Raw genomic sequence first — 17,318 nt, forward strand, 5'->3', positions numbered from 1 at the left:
TCATACATTTTAATATTTAGCTTAATAATTTGCAATAATAATTTATGATAGATTAATAATTATTAAAATAGGCTTAATTTATATATTGCAGTTAAATATTTATTTAATATTAATTATCAGGATATAAAAGTTTATAATCTTTTTTCTTTCCAGCCTGAACATAATCTTCAGGAATTACTTTCCAATTATTAAGTTTTTCAACTGTAATGGCTCCATTTTGTTCTTCAAACCAATTTATTATATAGTACCTTAAATCTTTATCTGTAGATTTTAATACCAAATCCATATTCTGTAATGTTTTTAAATCTATTGCCGCACCTTGAGTAAGATGTCCGCCGCCGCCGCTTCCTCTATAAGAGTTAATAGCAACTTTATATTCTTTATCTAACTCAAAAGGTCTTCCGTCAGAAAAAGATTCTATAATAACTTTCTCACCATTAGGTCTAGTTACATCAACAGTATAATTTAACCCTGCAGCACTCTCATAGTTATATGAAGGTGTTATTGTATCATAAGAATTATATCTGTTATTAAATATTAATTGCCCATTGGAATCTTTCTTGAAAGCTATTAAATGATCATTAATATCATTCATAGTATTAAACCATCTTCCATAAGAATATTCCATAATATCTTTAATCTGCTTTCCTGTCAATTTCATAACATAGAAGAAATTCTCATAAGGATACAAACTAAACATATCTTTTACTTTTATTATACCATTATTCAAAACGGCATCTTTACTTAAAGGAGCCGCAAAAGATATATCGGCCTTTTCTCCAAGTTCTTTTTCAGCTATTTTAAACTGCAATTGATGTATTAGGCTTAAGAAATAGCTGTCTCCAAATATAGCCTCATCTGAAACTAATTTAGTATTTAAATTACCTATATCTCTGCTTACCCATTCTTCTATATTGGCCCTTGCATCAGCAAACTTTTCTAAAAATTCCTTATCTGCTTCAAACTGAGAAGGATCTAATAAATCACCATTAAACTTTATATCCCAAGTTTTATTATCTTTATTATAAATCATAGAAACATCAATAGAAGCTATATATCTAGCCGAATTAACTCCTCCGTATATCGGCACTATCTTTCCGCTAGGACTTCTGACCTCTTTAGTTTTTTGCTTTGAAGTTTCATCATAACCTAATCCAGACCAGCCTTGATGATCATGTCCCACAAGTATAATATCAAAACCATCAACCTGCTCAGCTACTAATTGACTAGCATTTTCATTTTTGTAAGTCTCTTTATCATCTGTATGATTGGCTCCTGCATGAAAAAGCCCTATAATCATATCCGGATTTTCTTTGTCTTTTATAATTTTAATCCACTTTTTAGCAGATTCTACCATATCCTCAGTAGCTAATCCTTCATATAAAACTTTTGGTAACTGTCTATCTATTGCAGGCTCCATAAGTCCAAGTACTGCTATTTTTACACCATTTTTTTCTACTATAGTGTAAGGTTTAAAATAAGGCTCTTTACTATTTTCATCTATTAGGTTAGCAGCTACCAAAGGAGCTTTTAATTCCTTTACAAGTTTATCATAAACACTATGCCCAGCCTCAACATCATGATTTCCAACTCCTATAACATCATAATTCATATAATTTAAAACTTCCGACCATATATGCGGTTCATTAGTAGCTACGAAATTATAATAATAAACTGTTGGCTGACCTTGTAAGGAATCCCCATTTTCTAACAATAAAATAGTTCTGCCTTCATTTTTTAACTGTTTCAAATATGAAGATATATGAGCCATAGAAGTAGTTTCTTCTTCATCGGTAATAAAATTATATGGAAAAATCATTCCATGAATATCTGTTGTCTCAACTATAGTAAAATTTACTTCACCTTCAGGATAAACTCTATCTTTATTATTATTACATGATATAGACGCAAGTAATGTTGATAAAAAAATACTCATTATTATATAGCCCCTTCTCATATATTTCCCCAATATTTAATTTATTTATTAATTATAACATATATAAAATAAAATATATATAATTATTCAATTTTTAAAACTTTTTTTACTACATCAATATTAGCTATTATGAAATTAATAGAGTTAAATATATAATATAATGTAAATATTATTAGAACTATTAAAAAACTTCTTTTAAATATTGTTCTTCCTCTGCTGTCTTTATCTTCAGTCCAAAATAAATCTATAATATCTTTCTTTTTCTTTTTATTTGAGGATTTATTTTTCTTATTATCTTTACTTTTTTCTTCTTGTTTTTTAGGAAGCAGTCTAAAAATTAAATGTATTATAATATATATAATACATGCAAATATAACGAAATTGAATATCAAATAAAAAGTCATTATTTGTTCTATATCATTCAAATTTAAATTTTCCATTTTTACCTCTTTAATTTTGTATTATTATTTAAAAATAACAAGCTAAAGTCTGCTTATTTAGTAAATCTGTATATTCTTCCTTCCAATAATACGGATCATTAATTTCTGTATATCTTACAGTATATATTTCTATTTTTGAAGTAAAAGGCTTATCTAATAAAATAAACAAATGATCTTCATCTCCAAAGCCTCCAACTGATATTTCTCTTATTTTATTTCCTGATTTTAACTCACTATATAATATTTTTTCTAATTCATTATTTAATTTAGATAGTTTGTTATTTTCTATAATTTTATTTAATTCTTTAATTTGCTCTTTAGCTGTTTTTTCATTAAAAATAATATACTGCCTCAAAATAATTATTTTATACTCTCCTATTATATAATTATTTTTTATTTTGTAAAATATAATATTATGTTATAATTTACAAATATTGATTATATATGTTTTTATATAAAATAATTATTAAGGAGAAAATATTATATGAGTAATGAAAATAAATCAAATACTTTAACAGAAAGAAAAGATGTAAAAATAGAAGATACTTGGGATTTGACTTTATTATATAAAAATGATGATGAGTTTGAAAAAGATTTTAAAGCAATGGAAGATTTTTCAAAAGAAGCTGTAAAGTTCAAAGGAAATCTTTCAAAATCAGCCGCTGAATTAAAAAATATATTAGACTCTATAATGAATGCTTCTATTATATTAGATAAACTAGGCTCTTATGCTTTTTTAAAACAAACAGAAGATTTAACAAATAATGATTCTAATGTGAAAGTGGCTAGATTTGCAAAACTCTCTTCAGAGATTTCCGCCAATTTAAGTTACTTTGATCCTGAATTAATGAGTATAGATGATGAAAAGATGAATAGCTTTTTGAAAGATGAAGTATTAAAAGATTATTTAATATACTTAAGAAATATACTAAAATATAAGCCTCATACATTATCAGAAAAAGAGGAAAGAATACTAGCATTACAAGGCGAATTAGCTTCAACAGCTTCAAATGTTTTTGATACTTTAAATGATGCTGATTTGAATTTCGGTGAATTAGAATATAATGGAGAAAAAACGCCATTAACACATGCAACATTCTCTAGTTTCCAAGAAAGCCAAGACAGAGAAATAAGAAAAAACAGTTATAATCAATTTTATAAAGAATATGATAAACATAAAAATACTTTGGCAGAGCTTTATGCAAGCCAAATCAAACAGGATATATTTGATGCCAAAATAAGAAACTATAACAGTGTTCGTGAAATGGAATTATTTGCTGATGATATACCTGTAAGCGTTTATGATAGTTTAATTGAAAGTGTGCATAATGCTTTGCCTGCTGTACATAGCTATTATGAATACTGTGCTGATAAATTAGGAATTAATGATTTCAGACAGTATGATAAATATGCCCCTGTTGTTAAAGATGTTAAAATACATCATACATTTGATGATGCTATAGAAGTTTTAAGTAAAGCATTATCTCCTTTAGGCGAAGAATATGTATCAACTCTTACAAAAGGACTCAATTCAAGATGGGTTGATAAATACGAAAATAAAGGTAAAACAAGCGGTGCATTCTCTGCAGGATGCTATACATCAGAGCCTTATATATTAATGAACTTCAGAGATGAAAGTATTGAATCAGTATTTACATTGGCACATGAAGCAGGACATAGTATGCATAGTTACTACAGCAGAAAAAATAATCCTTTTCAGCATCATGACTACAGTATATTTGAGGCAGAAGTTGCATCCACTTTTAATGAAAAACTTTTATTTAATTATTTTATGCAAAATGAAAGCAAAAAAGAAGTTAAGGCATTCTTACTTAATAAAGATATAAACGGATTTGTTGCTACAGTATTCAGACAGACTATGTTTGCAGAGTTTGAGCATATTATTCATAAAGAAGCTGAAGAAGGCAATCCAACAACATTAGAGCTTATAAGAACAGTCTATAAAGATTTGCTTAAAAAATATTTCGGAGAAAAAGCTGTACTTGAAGAAACAAGCGATTTAGAGGCTTTGAGAATACCTCATTTCTACCGCTCATTCTATGTTTATAAATATGCTACAGGTATGTCTGCTGCTGTTGCTTTATCTAACGGAGTGCTTGAAGGAAATGCTAAGAATGATTATACAAACAGAGATAATTACTTAAAATTCTTAAAAAGCGGAGGAAGCAGAACTCCTATAGAGAATTTAAAAGTTGCCGGTGTAGATATGACTAAACCTAAAGTAGTAGAAAGTGCTTTGAAATTATTTGCTAAAGAGGTTGAGGAATTGAAGGCATTAAATTGATTTAATTAATTATTAGTTTTTGATTTTAAGGCTGGCATTTTTTATATGTCAGCTTTTTTTATTATACAATATAATACTTCTATTTTTTATAATTTAATATATAATTATAAATGTAAATAAATTTTAAGGAGACATTATGGAAGTTTCAGATAGAAGCTGGGTTGTTACTTTGCTTTTTGCAATATTTCTTCCTGTTCACAGATTCTATGTTGGAAAAATAGGAACAGGCATATTATATTGGCTTACTGCAGGAGGATTTGGTATATGGTACATTATAGATATTGTAATGATACTATTAGATCAATTTACTGATAAAGAAGGAAGAAAATTAAGAAAATAATTAATAAATAAAGGTTAGTATTTTAATATACTAACCTTTTATTAAATAATTAAAAATCTATTTTATTATAACACCTTTTTGAGGTATATTCAAAACTTTTATTTCACAGTTTATTTTCTTTTTATTAAAGCTGCTTTTCATAGCTTCAGAAACTTTTTTAATTATATTTTCATCATTTTTTACAAGTGAAAGTACAGAAGAACCAGCTCCGCTTATTGTAACAGAATATGCTCCTGCAGTTTTAGTATTCTTAAATAAATCTTTTAAGCCCGGTATAAATTTAGCTCTGTAATCCTGATGCAGTTTATCATCTGTAGCAACTTCAAGTAAATCAAATCTATTTGTAAATAACGCAGAAGTGAGAAGTGCTGCTCTAGAAATATTAAATATAGCATCTTTGAAAGTTATTTCTTTAGGAAGTGCATTTCTAGCAGTTTCTGTGCTCAAATAAAAATCAGGAATAGCAATCACAGCTTTTAAACCTTTAGGCGGTTTTATTTTTACATATTTAAAATCCTCATCTTTACGAACTACGCCAGATATAATACCTCCTAATATAGCAGGCGATACATTATCAGGATGTCCTTCAAGCTGAACTGACATATTTAATATATCATTTTCAATAGAAAGTTTATTTCCAAGTATATAATTAGCAGAAAGAAGTCCTCCTATGATAGCGGCAGAACTGCTTCCAAGCCCTCTTGAAAGCGGTATTCTATTTATGCATTTTATTATATATCCTTTATCCGGCTTTAACTTTAATCTTTTATATACCAATTTCATAGCATCAAGTATCATATTATTGTCTTTTGATATCTCGTTTTGACCTTCTCCGCTTATTTCAAATTCTATTTTTTTTGAATTATCATTTGAGTATATATGTATTTCATTATATAAATCTAAAGCAAGACCTACACTATCGAATCCGGAACCAATATTTGCAGATGTAGCAGGTATTTTAAAAGTTACAAGTTTCTTATTGTCAGATTTATTCATTATCATATTCCTATGGCTTTCCTTATTTCTTCTATATTGTTATCAACTCTTATAGGCTCATTACAGATTTTAATTGCATTGTCAGGATCTTTAAGTCCGTTTCCTGTTAATACAGAAACAACAGTATCTCCTTTCTTTATTTTTCCATCTTTACGGCTTTTTATTACACCAGCAAGCGAAGCAGCAGAAGCAGGTTCTGCAAATACACCTTCTTCTATTGTAAGCATTTTATAGGCCTCTAATATCTCATCATCAGTAACGGAATTAATAAATCCTTTAGATTCTTTAGAAGCTTTAACAGCAAGTTTCCAACTGGCAGGATTTCCTATTTTTATTGCAGTAGCTAATGTTTGAGGATTCTCTATTATTTTATTTTGTACTATAGCAGCACAGCCTTCAGCCTCAAAACCTATCATCTTTGGAAGATTAGATATTTTTCCATTTTCTTTATATTCTTTAAAACCCATCCAATATGCCGATATGTTTCCAGCATTTCCAACAGGTACAGCTAAATAATCAGGAGCTTTTCCTAAAACATCGCAAATTTCAAATGCTGAAGTCTTTTGTCCCTGAAGTCTGAAAGGATTAATAGAGTTTACTAATGTAATAGGATATTTATTCGTAATATCAACAACAGCCTTTAGAGCCTCATCAAAATTTCCTTTAATAGCTATAACTTTAGCACCATACATCAAAGCCTGAGCTAATTTACCCAAAGCAATATTTCCGTCAGGTATAACAACTATACAATCTATACCGCTTCTAGCAGCATACGCAGCAGCAGATGCAGATGTGTTTCCTGTAGAAGCACACATTATAGCTTTAGTATCTCTGCCTTCAAGTGCTTTAGCAACAGCCATTACCATACCTCTGTCTTTAAAAGAACCTGTAGGATTAAGTCCGTCATATTTTAAATATAATTCTATATCTAAATCCCTTCCTATCCTTTCAGCTTTTATCAAAGGGGTATTTCCTTCATGCAAGGTTATTAATGGGGTTTTATTTGTTACAGGTAAATATTTTCTGTATTCTCTCAAGAGTCCTTTCCATGATTTCATAATTTTATCCTTTTTTGATTTAATTAAAAAATTACACTCGATAGTATTTAATAAGCATATAATATAAATAATAATTTTTCAAGTTCTTAATTAAGATAATAATAAATTTATTAAAAAACAAGAGAATTAATTATTTTTTAATTCTCCTGTTTTTAAGATAGGTATAAACATGTATATAAATATTTGATAGCTTCTAATTAATTTTATAATTATTAATATTATTCATCTAAAGTAATTAATACCTCTCTAGGCTTGCTTCCATTTTCAGGTCCTACTATACCCTGACGCTCCATTATCTCCACTATTCTTGCAGCTCTGTTATATCCTATTTTTAAGCGTCTTTGAAGAAATGAAGCACTAGCCTTACCTGTTCTTGCAACCAACTGAACTGCATCCTCCCAAAGCTCCTCATCAAGTATATCTTCTTCATCAGTATTTTTATCATCGGCATCGCTTCCCTCTAAGGCAGCAATCAAGCTCTCATCAAACATAGGAGACATCTGTCCGGATAAATAATCAACAACCTTCTTAACTTCATTATCAGATACAAAAGCACCCTGTATCCTATCAGGCATTTGACTTCCGGAAGCACAAAATAAAGCATCTCCTTTACCCAATAACTGTTCAGCACCTGACATGTCAATTATGATTCTTGAATTGGTTTTGTTAGGTACTTGGAATGCTATTCTAGTTGGAAGATTAGCTTTTATAACTCCTGTAACAACATCAGCAGAAGGTCTTTGTGTAGCTATAATTAAATGTATGCCGACTGCCCTACTCATTCCAGCCAAACGAGATATTAAATCCTCAACTTCTTTTGAAGCTACAACCATTAAGTTATGAAGCTCATCTATAACCAAAACTATATATGGAAATAATTCTAAAGGCTCTCCGTTAAATTCTGTTTCGCCTTCTTTAAGTAATTGTCTGACCTTTTCATTATAAGTTTTAACATTTCTTACGAAAAATCTTTCCATTCTCTCGTATCTCTTTTCCATTATATCTACAATGTATCTCAATACTATAGTAGCTTTTTTCTCATCAGAAACTACAGGCGACATCAAATGCGGTATTCCGTTATATATAGAAAGCTCTACTCTCTTTTTATCTACAAATATAAATTTAAGTTCATCTGGTCTAAACTTATATAAAAGTGAAAGTATTATAGTAGAAAGACAAACACTTTTACCAGAACCAGTAGTACCTGCAACTAACAAGTGAGGAGCTTCTGACATATCTGATACAACATTATTTCCATATATCCCCTTTCCTAATACAAATGGTATGTCTAATTTAGATTGTCTAAAATCTGTGCTTTCAAGTACATCTCTTAAGAAAACGGCATTTCTCACTTTATTAGGTATCTCTATTCCTATAACAGATCGTCCGGGTATGGGTGCTATTATCCTTACACTTTCAGATGCCAAAGCCAATGCTATATTATCTGTAAGGTTGGATATTTTTGACACTCTTATTCCGGATGCAATCTCTAATTCATATCTAGTAATAACAGGACCTCTTGATACTCCTGTAACTTTTGCTTCTATATTGAAATCTAATAAAGTATGTTCAAGCTGCATGGCAGTCTGTTTAATAGATTCCATCATAGCTCCGTCATTTACAGGTATAGATCTATTTAATAAATCAAAAGGCGGATGCTTATAATGCTTATCAACATATTTAGTATCAAAATTTGACTGTATACGATCTCTGTCAAAATTTTTAATTGATTTAGTACCTATAACAGATTTCATAGGCTTTAATGTATCAACTGTTTTTTGAGATTCTATATTTATAAATCCTGCTTCTTCCTGACGAGCATTATTTATATGAGCGGCATTATTATCTTTTTCATTATCAGTTTCATTTATTTCTTCTGATTCTTTTAATATAGGACTATCAATTATATTATTATTCTCTATATTTTCATTTATACTATTATCTAAATTATTATTAGATTCTGATAAGTTTTCATCATTATTTATATTATCTGTAGTATTTACAATTCTAGTTTTTAATCGTATATCTTCTATATTAGAATCTGCATTATAAAGTTCTTCTTCATCCAAATCAAATTCATCTATTTTATTGTCAGAATAATTATTATGATGATTATTATAATTTGGTATATGATCTGCTCTGTTATACACTCTTTTTGATGCATATCCCATAGCAAATTCAAATGCTTCTTTTTTATTGCTGCTGCTGTTTACACTTCTTCCGACATTATTTGAAGTTAAAACATATTCTTTTTTATCTTCTTCTTTTTTAGTTTCTGCAATATTGTCAATATTATTATGCACTTCATATACTTCATTCAATTCATTTTCTTTATTTTTTTTATTCTCTTCAACTAGTCTCTGCAGTTTTTCAAAACTATCCTCTGCCTCAATATTTTCATTAATATTTGATTCTTCTATATCAGAATAATCATATATATAATTTTCATAACTTTCTGAATTGCTGTTAGCTCTTATATATTGATCTTCAACATTATATTTTGAATAATTATCAACTGAATCATCATAAGCAGCCCTTTTAAAATCTGATTTTTTTAAATAATTGATATTGTAATCAAGCCCTTCAAATTCCTTATAATCATTATTTTCTGTTTCTTTTAATTCTTCATTTTTTTTTTTATTTATGAAGTCATTATAATAACTTCTATAAAAATCATCTTCCATTTCCATACTGCTGTTATGTATAGGATTATTTCTATTAGCTTTTTCTTTTCCAAAAACAACTTCTGCCAAAGTAAGCCCTAAATCTTCTTCTCTATTTTCTAATGCATTTACATTTATCCCGCCATTAAAATGCATGTTTTTTAATTCATTTGTAATATTCTCAGCTTCTTTGCTGAATGAATTAGAGGCACTGAAAAAACTATCCTCAGATTTATTTCTTCTCAATAATGTTTCTCTGTATTTCTTTTCATCAAAATTATAATTATTATTTTCTACCTTCTCTATAAATGGCACAGTTTTAAACTCTAATTCTGAAATTTCTTTAGTATAGAATAAAGGAACATAATCTCTGGAATATATTTTTTCTTTATCATCAGTCTGATGAGCAGTTTCAGTATTTTTCATTGATTTTATTTCTAAATCTTTTATGCCATTAACCACTTTCTGTTCTATATCTTTGATTTTCTCAAAATCAACATTTCTAACCATATTTCTGAAATAATTAACCAAATCCATTATAGAAACTTTAGCAAATACAATAGCAGTTATTACAAGTCCTGAAATTACTATCATGATAGCACCAGTATTTCCAAATATTGATACTAAAGAACCTCCTATAAACTCACCTAGCATTCCACCTTTATTATAAAAATCTAAACTTCCTAAAAATATATTTAATAATATACTAAGAAGTATCATCAATATGGAAGATGATAATGCTGATATTAATATTCTATCAGTAGAATTTCTTAATATAATATTTACTCCTGCATATATAAAAAATGCCGGTATAATATAAGATGCAAAACCAAATGCTAAAAATGAATAGCTTGATATATAAGCACCAAATATACCTAATAAATTTTTAATTTCATTATTTGAATTTAAATCTTCCATATTCATACTAAAATATGAAAGAAGAAGTATGCCAGCAAATAAAAGACATAAAAAGCCCACTATATCAAAAAAAGGATTTCTATTTTCATATTCTTCCTGAATATAATCATCAAATTTTTCATTCTCTGATTTCTGTTCAAACTTTTTTTGTTCTGCTCTTTTTTGTATTGTTAATTTTCTTTTAAATAATCCCATCATAATAAAACTCCAATACTTAAAAAATCATACCTGAAAAAAATAGAAAAAAACTGCCATTCCGGCTATAAGACAATAGAATCCGAAATAGAAAAGTTTACCCTTCTTCAAAAAAGAAAGAAGGAATTTTAAAGCTATAATACCAAATACAAATGCTGTAAAAAATCCTACCAAAGCATAAGTAATATCAAAGTCAGCAATATCTTTTATTGATAATAATAAAGCTCCAAATATGGCAGGTAATGATATTAAGAAAGAAAATCTTCCTGCTAAATCTCTATTTAAGCCCAAAAATAAAGCGGCACTTATAGTCATGCCGGATCTTGATATACCCGGAAATATTGCAATCGACTGTGCTAAACCTATTATAAATGCATTCCTATAAGTCATAGTAAATACATCTTTTAAATCATCGCTGTAAGTATTTTTATCTAATTTTCTAGTAAGAAGAAGTATAGAACCTGTTATAATAAGGTTAAGTCCTATTCTTTGTAAATCTAAATTGCTTAAATATTTTTCTAATAATAGTCCTACTATAGCAACAGGTATAGAAGCTATTATCACCATTAAAGATATTCTGAAGCCTTCACTATTTTTACTGGCATTTTTAACATCTTTAAGTCCTGAGAAAAAACCTGTGATAGCATTTATTATATCTTTACGGAATATTAAGCATGTAGCCAAAAATGTACCGAAATGAAGTGCTACTTCAAATGATAGTATGTTTTCTGCATGAAAATTTAAAAAGTATTCTGTTATTCTTAAATGACCGGAACTTGAAACCGGCAGAAATTCCGTTATGGCCTGAACAAAACCAAGTATTACAGCCTTAATCATTAAACTACCCCATTGTTTACATAATATCTGTATGATTTTCGGATAGTTTAAAAAAAGCAATAGTAAAAAATTATGTCAACTATATTATGATAATATATAATAATGGATTATAAGTAAATCTCTATTCTAAAATAGTTTCAACTACAACATTATACTCATTAGAACTGTAGCTTTCTTCCAATATATAAGCATCATTTGTCAACTTTACAGCTATATTAACATCTATCTCATTACTTCTAAGTACATTAAATAATGATTCATAAGCTCTTTTTAAAGCATTTTGGGTGAGCATTTGTCTTGTATAAGCATTAAGATTTGCAGTTTCCGGCATTTGTATAGAAGCATTGGCTCTGAAAAATTTATCTTCCACACTACCCTCTTTTTTTAATTTATTTAATATTTCCAAAGTTTTATTATATACGCTGCTGTCTTTAACACTTATTTCTACATAAAAATTATCATCTTTTTTATATTCTCTTATATTAGCTATATCCTTATTATCAAAATCTATTAAATTATTATCCTTTAAAGATACGGCTACTATATTAAAATCAGTCCTATTTATTATTGATGAAGTTTCCTTAGCTATATAATAGTATATAGAATCTATTGCTTTGGATTTGCTAGCTTCAAAACTTACATCTGTGTGAACTTTTGAATAGAAATTACCTTTTTCAATATTATTTCCTGAACATGCCATTAAATAAAATAATAAGAAAATAATGATAAAATACAGCTTGTTTTTTTCCATAATTTATAATAAATTATCCTTTTGTAATATTAATTATTTTAACTTTATTATATTAGTAATTGTAAAATAAATATATGGAGATTTCATATTGAATATAAAGATATTTATATTGTTATTAAGTGTTATTATACTTTCATCATGTCAGAAAAAAGAGGATAATTTTTTAGAAGATATGGCTTCTTTGGATAAATCATATATGGATACATTATTAATAATCAGAGATGTTAATAATCCAAATAGAAAAGAAGCAATAGAAAAATTTATAGTTATATGGAATGATTTTAAAAAAAAGTATTATAATTCAAATACAGAGGATCCGCAATGGAAGGCTGATTTTGATTCTTTGCAGGATATACTTATAAGATCTCATTATTATATATCAAGCGGAGAAGATGAAAGTGCCGGATATTCTATACTGCATGATATTAAATATGTACTTTCAGATTTAAGAAAAAGAAATAATGTTAATTGGTTTTTTGATAATTTAAACTCTATATATAAAATAGCATACAGAGTGGGAGAACTTTCAAAAATATATGCAGGTTCCAATACTACGCTTACACCAGAAGAAGAAGAAAAATTGATAGTGGTATATTATCTTCTTGATGCCGCTGTAAAAACTACTATATCGGAATTTGACAGAAGTAATATTCACCTGCTTCATCTATCTCAGCAGCAGCTTGGTACTTTAAAGCATAATATAGAAACTATAGATGATTTAGTTAAATCAATAGGAAATGATTTGTTTTCAAAAAAATACAGTAATCTTTCTAATATATCAGAAAACATTTTAAATATATATTTTAACTCGCTTCAGATAATAAGAGGATAATTAAGTATAGTGAAAGGATTTTGTATTTTAAATAAACCAAAAGGCATAACCTCTTTTGATGCAATAAAAAAAACAAAAATAATATTAAAGCAAAAAGAAAATATATTAGAAAAAAGAGTAGGACATGCAGGTACATTGGATCCTTTTGCTGACGGAGTATTAATACTAGCATTTGGAAGATATACTAAATTATTTTTCTTATTCGATGATTTAAATAAAGAATATATAGCATCAGGAGTATTCGGAGAAAGCAGAGATACTGATGATATAGAAGGAAATACAATTAAAATATCAAACAATATTAATAAATTGAGTTTTGAAGAATTAGAAAATATTATAAAAACAAATTTCAAAGGAAATATAACACAAAAACCTCCCATATATAGTGCCAAAAAAATAAATGGTAAAAGAGCTTATGATTTAGCTAGGGATAATAAAAGTTTTGAATTAAAAGATATAAATGTTTTTATAGAAAAAATAGAATTATTAGAATACGATTATCCATATTTCAAAATAAAAACTTCTGTAAGCAAAGGAACTTATATAAGATCCATAATAAGAGATATAGGAGAAATAACAGGAAACTTTGCATATACAAAAGAATTAAAAAGAGTTTCAATAGGAAATTATAATATTAATATGTCTTGTGATATTGAAGATATAAGTAAAAATAAAATATTATCATTCTTTGATATGTTTAAAAATTTCGATAAAACAATAATAGAAAATACATCAGATATAAAACAAATATTATGCGGCAATACAAAAACAATAGAAAATATAAAAATAAACAATAAATACATGGCATTAACAGATAATAAAAATAAGCTTCTTGCAATAATAGAAAAAAATAACAATGATAAAAATAATAAATATGCTTTTATAAATATTGAATAAATTTATATATTCCAATAATTTAAAACAAATTAACATAATATAAAATCAATATTTGATTTTTTTTGTAATAGGTATATTATATTATTTAATAAAATTCTATAATAAAGGTTGCTATTATATACTATGAATATATTAGTTATAAACGGTCCTAATACAAATATGTTCGGTGCAGCTCAGACTAAAATTTTTGGAAATATTACATTAGGAGATATTGAAAATAAGATTAAAGAAGCAGCATCAGGCAATGCAAAAGTATCGTTCTTTCAGTCAAATCATGAAGGAGCTATTATAGACAGAATACATAGAGCCTATGATGAAAATATAGAATACATAATAATAAATGCAGGTGCTTATGCCCATACATCTATAGCTATAAGAGATGCTTTTTTAGCGACTAATATACCATTTATAGAAGTTCGTATGAGTAATGTATATGCAAGAGAAGATTTTAGAAGTAAAAGCTATTTATCAGATATAGCATTGGGAGTAATTACAGGTTTTGGTGATAATAGTTATATACTAGCCCTAGCTCATTTATTATCAATAGAAAAAAGAAATAATAATTAAATATATCATGGAGTTTGAATATGTGTAAATTAACTTTAACTGAAAGCGGAGAAAATAAAAAATTTAATTATGATGCAAGATTAGAAAGATTATTAAAATTAACAAATGAAAATATTCTTATCACCAAAAATGAAAATATATTCTATCTTACAGGTTTTAAAGGAAGTGCCGGATGGCTTCTCATAAGCAATGGCAAAAAATATCTATTTGTAGACTCAAGATATTCTGAGCATGCTTCCAAAGTTACACATAAAACTACTGTTATACTTGTAGCAGTAACTTATCAAGATGCTGTAGCTGAATTCTGTAAAGAAAATAACATTAAAGAAATACATGTCGCTAAAAACGGACTTTATCTTTCTGATTATGAAAGTATAGTTGCTTCTATGGTTAACAATTCGATAAAAATAGCTATAAGTAAGGCTGATATAGACTCCATAAGAAATGTAAAAGAAAAAGAAGAAATAAAAATAATAAAAGATAATCTTAACAGAGCAGAAAAAGCAATGACTAAAATGCTAGCATTTGTAAAAGAGGGAGTAACAGAACAGGAATTAGCAGCAGAATTAGAATATCAAATGCGTAAAGAAGGCGGAGATAAAACTGCATTTGATACTATACTTCTTTTTGGCGAAAGGACTTCTCTTCCTCATGGAGTACCTTCTGAAAGAAGATTAAAATTAGGCGACAATATACTTATGGACTTCGGATTATCAAGGGACGGATATAAAAGCGATATAACAAGAACTTTCTTCTTCGGCAAAGGAAATAACTTTGAAGAGATGAGTAAAATATATAATATAGTAAGAGAAGCACATCATAAAGGAATAGAAGCTATACATTCCGGAGTATCAGGAAAAGAAGTTGATAATGCGGCAAGAGAAATAATAAAAAATAATGGATACAGTCAGTATTTCGGACATGGATTAGGACATAGTGTAGGACTTGAAATACATGAATCTCCTAGACTTTCGCCTCTTGTTGATCATATTTTAGAAGGCGGATGCGTGGTTACAGTTGAGCCGGGCATATATGTGCCAAATTTAGGCGGAGTAAGAATAGAAAACATGGCAATAGTAACTAAAAACGGAGGCGTTTCTATAAATGATACTCCTACAGATTTAATAGTTTTATAAAAATTAGATTTCAATAAATAAAATGCATGTAGTTTTCTACATGCATTTTTTATTAAATTTTTTTTAATTAAAATAAATATTATACTTGTTTCAAAAGTCATTTGAATATTATAATTACATATTAAATCTAATATCAAAAATCTAGTCTATAACTTTTATAAATAATTTCATTGCTATAGTTAATAAATTACAACCATTTAACACATAATCCTGTCAAGTACTTTTGAAAAAGTCTATTAAAATAAATAAAAAATAAGTTCCTGCTGTAATAACAAGAACTTATTTTTATATTATTTATTTATTTTGTTACTGTTCTATTAAAATATTTTTTTGTGTATCTTTATCAAATATATGAAGTTTATTTAAATCAAAATGCATAAATGCACGCTGATCTCTTTCATAATCATCACTTGTATTGATCCTTATTGTAACTTGCAAATCTCCGAAATTCATATACAAATAACTTTCAGAACCTATCATCTCAATAACATCAATAATAGCTTCTATTATATTATTTGAATCAGTTTCTGATTTATCTTTATATAGAGTAATATTTTCAGGTCTTATTCCCAAGATAACATCTTTTTCATTATAAGAATCATCTATTTTAGAAATTCTTTCATTATCTAATTCAATTTCATATCTGTCAAAACCAGCATACCATTTTCCATTTTTTTTAGAAAGTTTTGCATTTATAAAATTCATTTGAGGTGCTCCAATGAATCCCGCAACAAATAAATTTTTAGGGCTGTTATAAAGAGTTTTAGCATCGTCAACTTGCATAATATCTCCGTCTTTCATAACAACAATTCTAGTACCCATAGTCATAGCTTCTACTTGGTCATGTGTAACATATACAAAAGTTGTTTGAAGCTGTTTATGAAGTTTAATCAATTCAGTACGCATCTGAACTCTTAATTTAGCATCAAGGTTTGATAAAGGTTCATCTAATAAAAATACAGACGGATTTCTTACCATAGCTCTTCCTAAAGCAACTCTTTGACGCTGACCGCCTGATAATGCTTTAGGTTTTCTGTCAAGTAAATGTGCTATATCAAGAACTTTTGCAGCCCATTCAACTCTTTTTTTAATTTCATCTTTAGGTGTTTTTCTAAGTTCTAGACCAAAAGCCATATTTTTAAATACTGACATATGAGGATATAAAGCATAATTCTGAAATACCATAGCTATATCCCTGTCTTTTGGTGCTACATCATTAACTAATCTATCACCAATATAGAGTTTACCGTCTGTTATCTCTTCAAGACCTGCTATCATACGAAGAGTTGTAGACTTTCCGCATCCAGATGGTCCAACAAGAATTACAAATTCTTTATCAGCTATATCCAAACTGAAATCTTTAACAACTTCTACATTATTATCATATACTTTTCTTATGTGTTCAAATTTAATACTAGACATAATTCCCTTCCTTTTTTATTTGTTA

Annotated in this window: 15 protein-coding genes; 6 read left to right on the top strand and 9 right to left on the bottom strand. The window is 27.7% G+C overall.

Translation table 11 applies throughout. The annotated features are described in order from the left end of the window. Positions 1 to 109: 109 nt before the first annotated feature. From BHAMNSH16_RS01035 to BHAMNSH16_RS01045, 3 genes are all read right to left on the bottom strand, one after another. A complete protein-coding gene (locus tag BHAMNSH16_RS01035) occupies positions 110 to 1,957 on the bottom strand; it encodes a bifunctional metallophosphatase/5'-nucleotidase (RefSeq protein WP_008726711.1) in 1,848 nt (615 codons plus the stop codon). Positions 1,958 to 2,019: 62 nt separating this feature from the next. Continuing rightward, entirely contained in the window at positions 2,020 to 2,376 is a 357-nt protein-coding gene (locus tag BHAMNSH16_RS01040) for a hypothetical protein (protein ID WP_069732171.1), read from the bottom strand. Between the two features lie 28 nt (positions 2,377 to 2,404). Then, positions 2,405 to 2,731 carry a hypothetical protein gene (locus tag BHAMNSH16_RS01045; RefSeq protein ID WP_206193861.1) on the bottom strand — a complete coding sequence of 109 codons (327 nt, stop codon included), beginning with the start codon at positions 2,729 to 2,731 and terminating at the stop codon, positions 2,405 to 2,407. Positions 2,732 to 2,860: 129 nt separating this feature from the next. Here BHAMNSH16_RS01045 and pepF point away from each other — a divergent pair, with 129 nt between their 5' ends. Both pepF and BHAMNSH16_RS01055 read left to right on the top strand, forming a co-directional pair. Next, positions 2,861 to 4,681, top strand: a complete 1,821-nt coding sequence (gene pepF, locus BHAMNSH16_RS01050) for an oligoendopeptidase F (RefSeq protein ID WP_069732170.1) — start codon at positions 2,861 to 2,863, stop codon at positions 4,679 to 4,681. A gap of 136 nt (positions 4,682 to 4,817) precedes the next feature. Next, positions 4,818 to 5,021, top strand: coding sequence for a TM2 domain-containing protein (locus BHAMNSH16_RS01055; RefSeq protein ID WP_008726867.1), 204 nt, complete (start codon positions 4,818 to 4,820; stop codon positions 5,019 to 5,021). Between the two features lie 57 nt (positions 5,022 to 5,078). On the opposite strand, the gene thrB is transcribed toward BHAMNSH16_RS01055, so the two are convergent. From thrB to BHAMNSH16_RS01080, 5 genes are all read right to left on the bottom strand, one after another. Beyond that, entirely contained in the window at positions 5,079 to 6,023 is a 945-nt protein-coding gene (gene thrB, locus BHAMNSH16_RS01060; RefSeq protein ID WP_008726869.1) for a homoserine kinase, read from the bottom strand. After that, positions 6,020 to 7,075, bottom strand: coding sequence for a threonine synthase (gene thrC, locus BHAMNSH16_RS01065; RefSeq protein WP_008726870.1), 1,056 nt, complete (start codon positions 7,073 to 7,075; stop codon positions 6,020 to 6,022). Before thrC ends, thrB begins: the two co-directional genes overlap by 4 nt. A gap of 218 nt (positions 7,076 to 7,293) precedes the next feature. Next, on the bottom strand, positions 7,294 to 10,854 hold the full coding sequence (locus BHAMNSH16_RS01070) for a DNA translocase FtsK (RefSeq protein WP_069732169.1): 3,561 nt from the start codon (positions 10,852 to 10,854) through the stop codon (positions 7,294 to 7,296). A gap of 24 nt (positions 10,855 to 10,878) precedes the next feature. Next, positions 10,879 to 11,688 (bottom strand): undecaprenyl-diphosphatase UppP, encoded by an 810-nt coding sequence (uppP, locus tag BHAMNSH16_RS01075; RefSeq protein WP_008731531.1) that lies wholly within the window; start codon positions 11,686 to 11,688, stop codon positions 10,879 to 10,881. A 121-nt stretch (positions 11,689 to 11,809) separates the two neighbouring features. Then, the gene (locus BHAMNSH16_RS01080) at positions 11,810 to 12,439 is read right to left on the bottom strand and encodes a hypothetical protein (protein WP_008731529.1); all 630 of its coding nucleotides are present in this window, start codon (positions 12,437 to 12,439) and stop codon (positions 11,810 to 11,812) included. A gap of 88 nt (positions 12,440 to 12,527) precedes the next feature. Here BHAMNSH16_RS01080 and BHAMNSH16_RS01085 point away from each other — a divergent pair, with 88 nt between their 5' ends. The 4 genes from BHAMNSH16_RS01085 (at position 12,528) to BHAMNSH16_RS01100 (ending at position 15,871) form a co-directional block, all read left to right on the top strand. Continuing rightward, positions 12,528 to 13,271: a hypothetical protein gene (locus tag BHAMNSH16_RS01085; protein ID WP_069732168.1), complete on the top strand. Its 744-nt coding sequence runs from the start codon at positions 12,528 to 12,530 to the stop codon at positions 13,269 to 13,271. 9 nt (positions 13,272 to 13,280) lie between these two features. Then, a complete protein-coding gene (gene truB, locus BHAMNSH16_RS01090) occupies positions 13,281 to 14,168 on the top strand; it encodes a tRNA pseudouridine(55) synthase TruB (RefSeq protein ID WP_069732167.1) in 888 nt (295 codons plus the stop codon). A 123-nt stretch (positions 14,169 to 14,291) separates the two neighbouring features. Then, positions 14,292 to 14,735 (top strand): type II 3-dehydroquinate dehydratase, encoded by a 444-nt coding sequence (gene aroQ, locus BHAMNSH16_RS01095; protein ID WP_069732166.1) that lies wholly within the window; start codon positions 14,292 to 14,294, stop codon positions 14,733 to 14,735. A 20-nt stretch (positions 14,736 to 14,755) separates the two neighbouring features. After that, on the top strand, positions 14,756 to 15,871 hold the full coding sequence (locus BHAMNSH16_RS01100) for a M24 family metallopeptidase (RefSeq protein WP_008726527.1): 1,116 nt from the start codon (positions 14,756 to 14,758) through the stop codon (positions 15,869 to 15,871). 306 nt (positions 15,872 to 16,177) lie between these two features. Here BHAMNSH16_RS01100 and BHAMNSH16_RS01105 read toward each other — a convergent pair whose 3' ends face one another. Next, positions 16,178 to 17,293, bottom strand: a complete 1,116-nt coding sequence (locus tag BHAMNSH16_RS01105; RefSeq protein ID WP_008726526.1) for an ABC transporter ATP-binding protein — start codon at positions 17,291 to 17,293, stop codon at positions 16,178 to 16,180. Positions 17,294 to 17,318 lie beyond the last annotated feature (25 nt).

The organism is Brachyspira hampsonii (assembly GCF_002214805.1).
GTDB classification, from domain to species: domain Bacteria; phylum Spirochaetota; class Brachyspiria; order Brachyspirales; family Brachyspiraceae; genus Brachyspira; species Brachyspira hampsonii.

Excerpts from the sequence above, each read along its gene's own strand:
- BHAMNSH16_RS01035 (WP_008726711.1), bottom strand. The coding sequence starts at position 1,957 with ATGAGAAGGGGCTATATAATAATGAGTATTTTTTTATCAACATTACTT.
- BHAMNSH16_RS01040 (WP_069732171.1), bottom strand. The coding sequence starts at position 2,376 with ATGGAAAATTTAAATTTGAATGATATAGAACAAATAATGACTTTTTAT.
- pepF (WP_069732170.1), top strand. The coding sequence starts at position 2,861 with ATGAGTAATGAAAATAAATCAAATACTTTAACAGAAAGAAAAGATGTA.
- BHAMNSH16_RS01055 (WP_008726867.1), top strand. The coding sequence starts at position 4,818 with ATGGAAGTTTCAGATAGAAGCTGGGTTGTTACTTTGCTTTTTGCAATA.
- thrB (WP_008726869.1), bottom strand. The coding sequence starts at position 6,023 with ATGATAATGAATAAATCTGACAATAAGAAACTTGTAACTTTTAAAATA.
- thrC (WP_008726870.1), bottom strand. The coding sequence starts at position 7,075 with ATGAAATCATGGAAAGGACTCTTGAGAGAATACAGAAAATATTTACCT.
- BHAMNSH16_RS01070 (WP_069732169.1), bottom strand. The coding sequence starts at position 10,854 with ATGATGGGATTATTTAAAAGAAAATTAACAATACAAAAAAGAGCAGAA.
- uppP (WP_008731531.1), bottom strand. The coding sequence starts at position 11,688 with ATGATTAAGGCTGTAATACTTGGTTTTGTTCAGGCCATAACGGAATTT.
- BHAMNSH16_RS01080 (WP_008731529.1), bottom strand. The coding sequence starts at position 12,439 with ATGGAAAAAAACAAGCTGTATTTTATCATTATTTTCTTATTATTTTAT.
- aroQ (WP_069732166.1), top strand. The coding sequence starts at position 14,292 with ATGAATATATTAGTTATAAACGGTCCTAATACAAATATGTTCGGTGCA.
- BHAMNSH16_RS01100 (WP_008726527.1), top strand. The coding sequence starts at position 14,756 with ATGTGTAAATTAACTTTAACTGAAAGCGGAGAAAATAAAAAATTTAAT.
- BHAMNSH16_RS01105 (WP_008726526.1), bottom strand. The coding sequence starts at position 17,293 with ATGTCTAGTATTAAATTTGAACACATAAGAAAAGTATATGATAATAAT.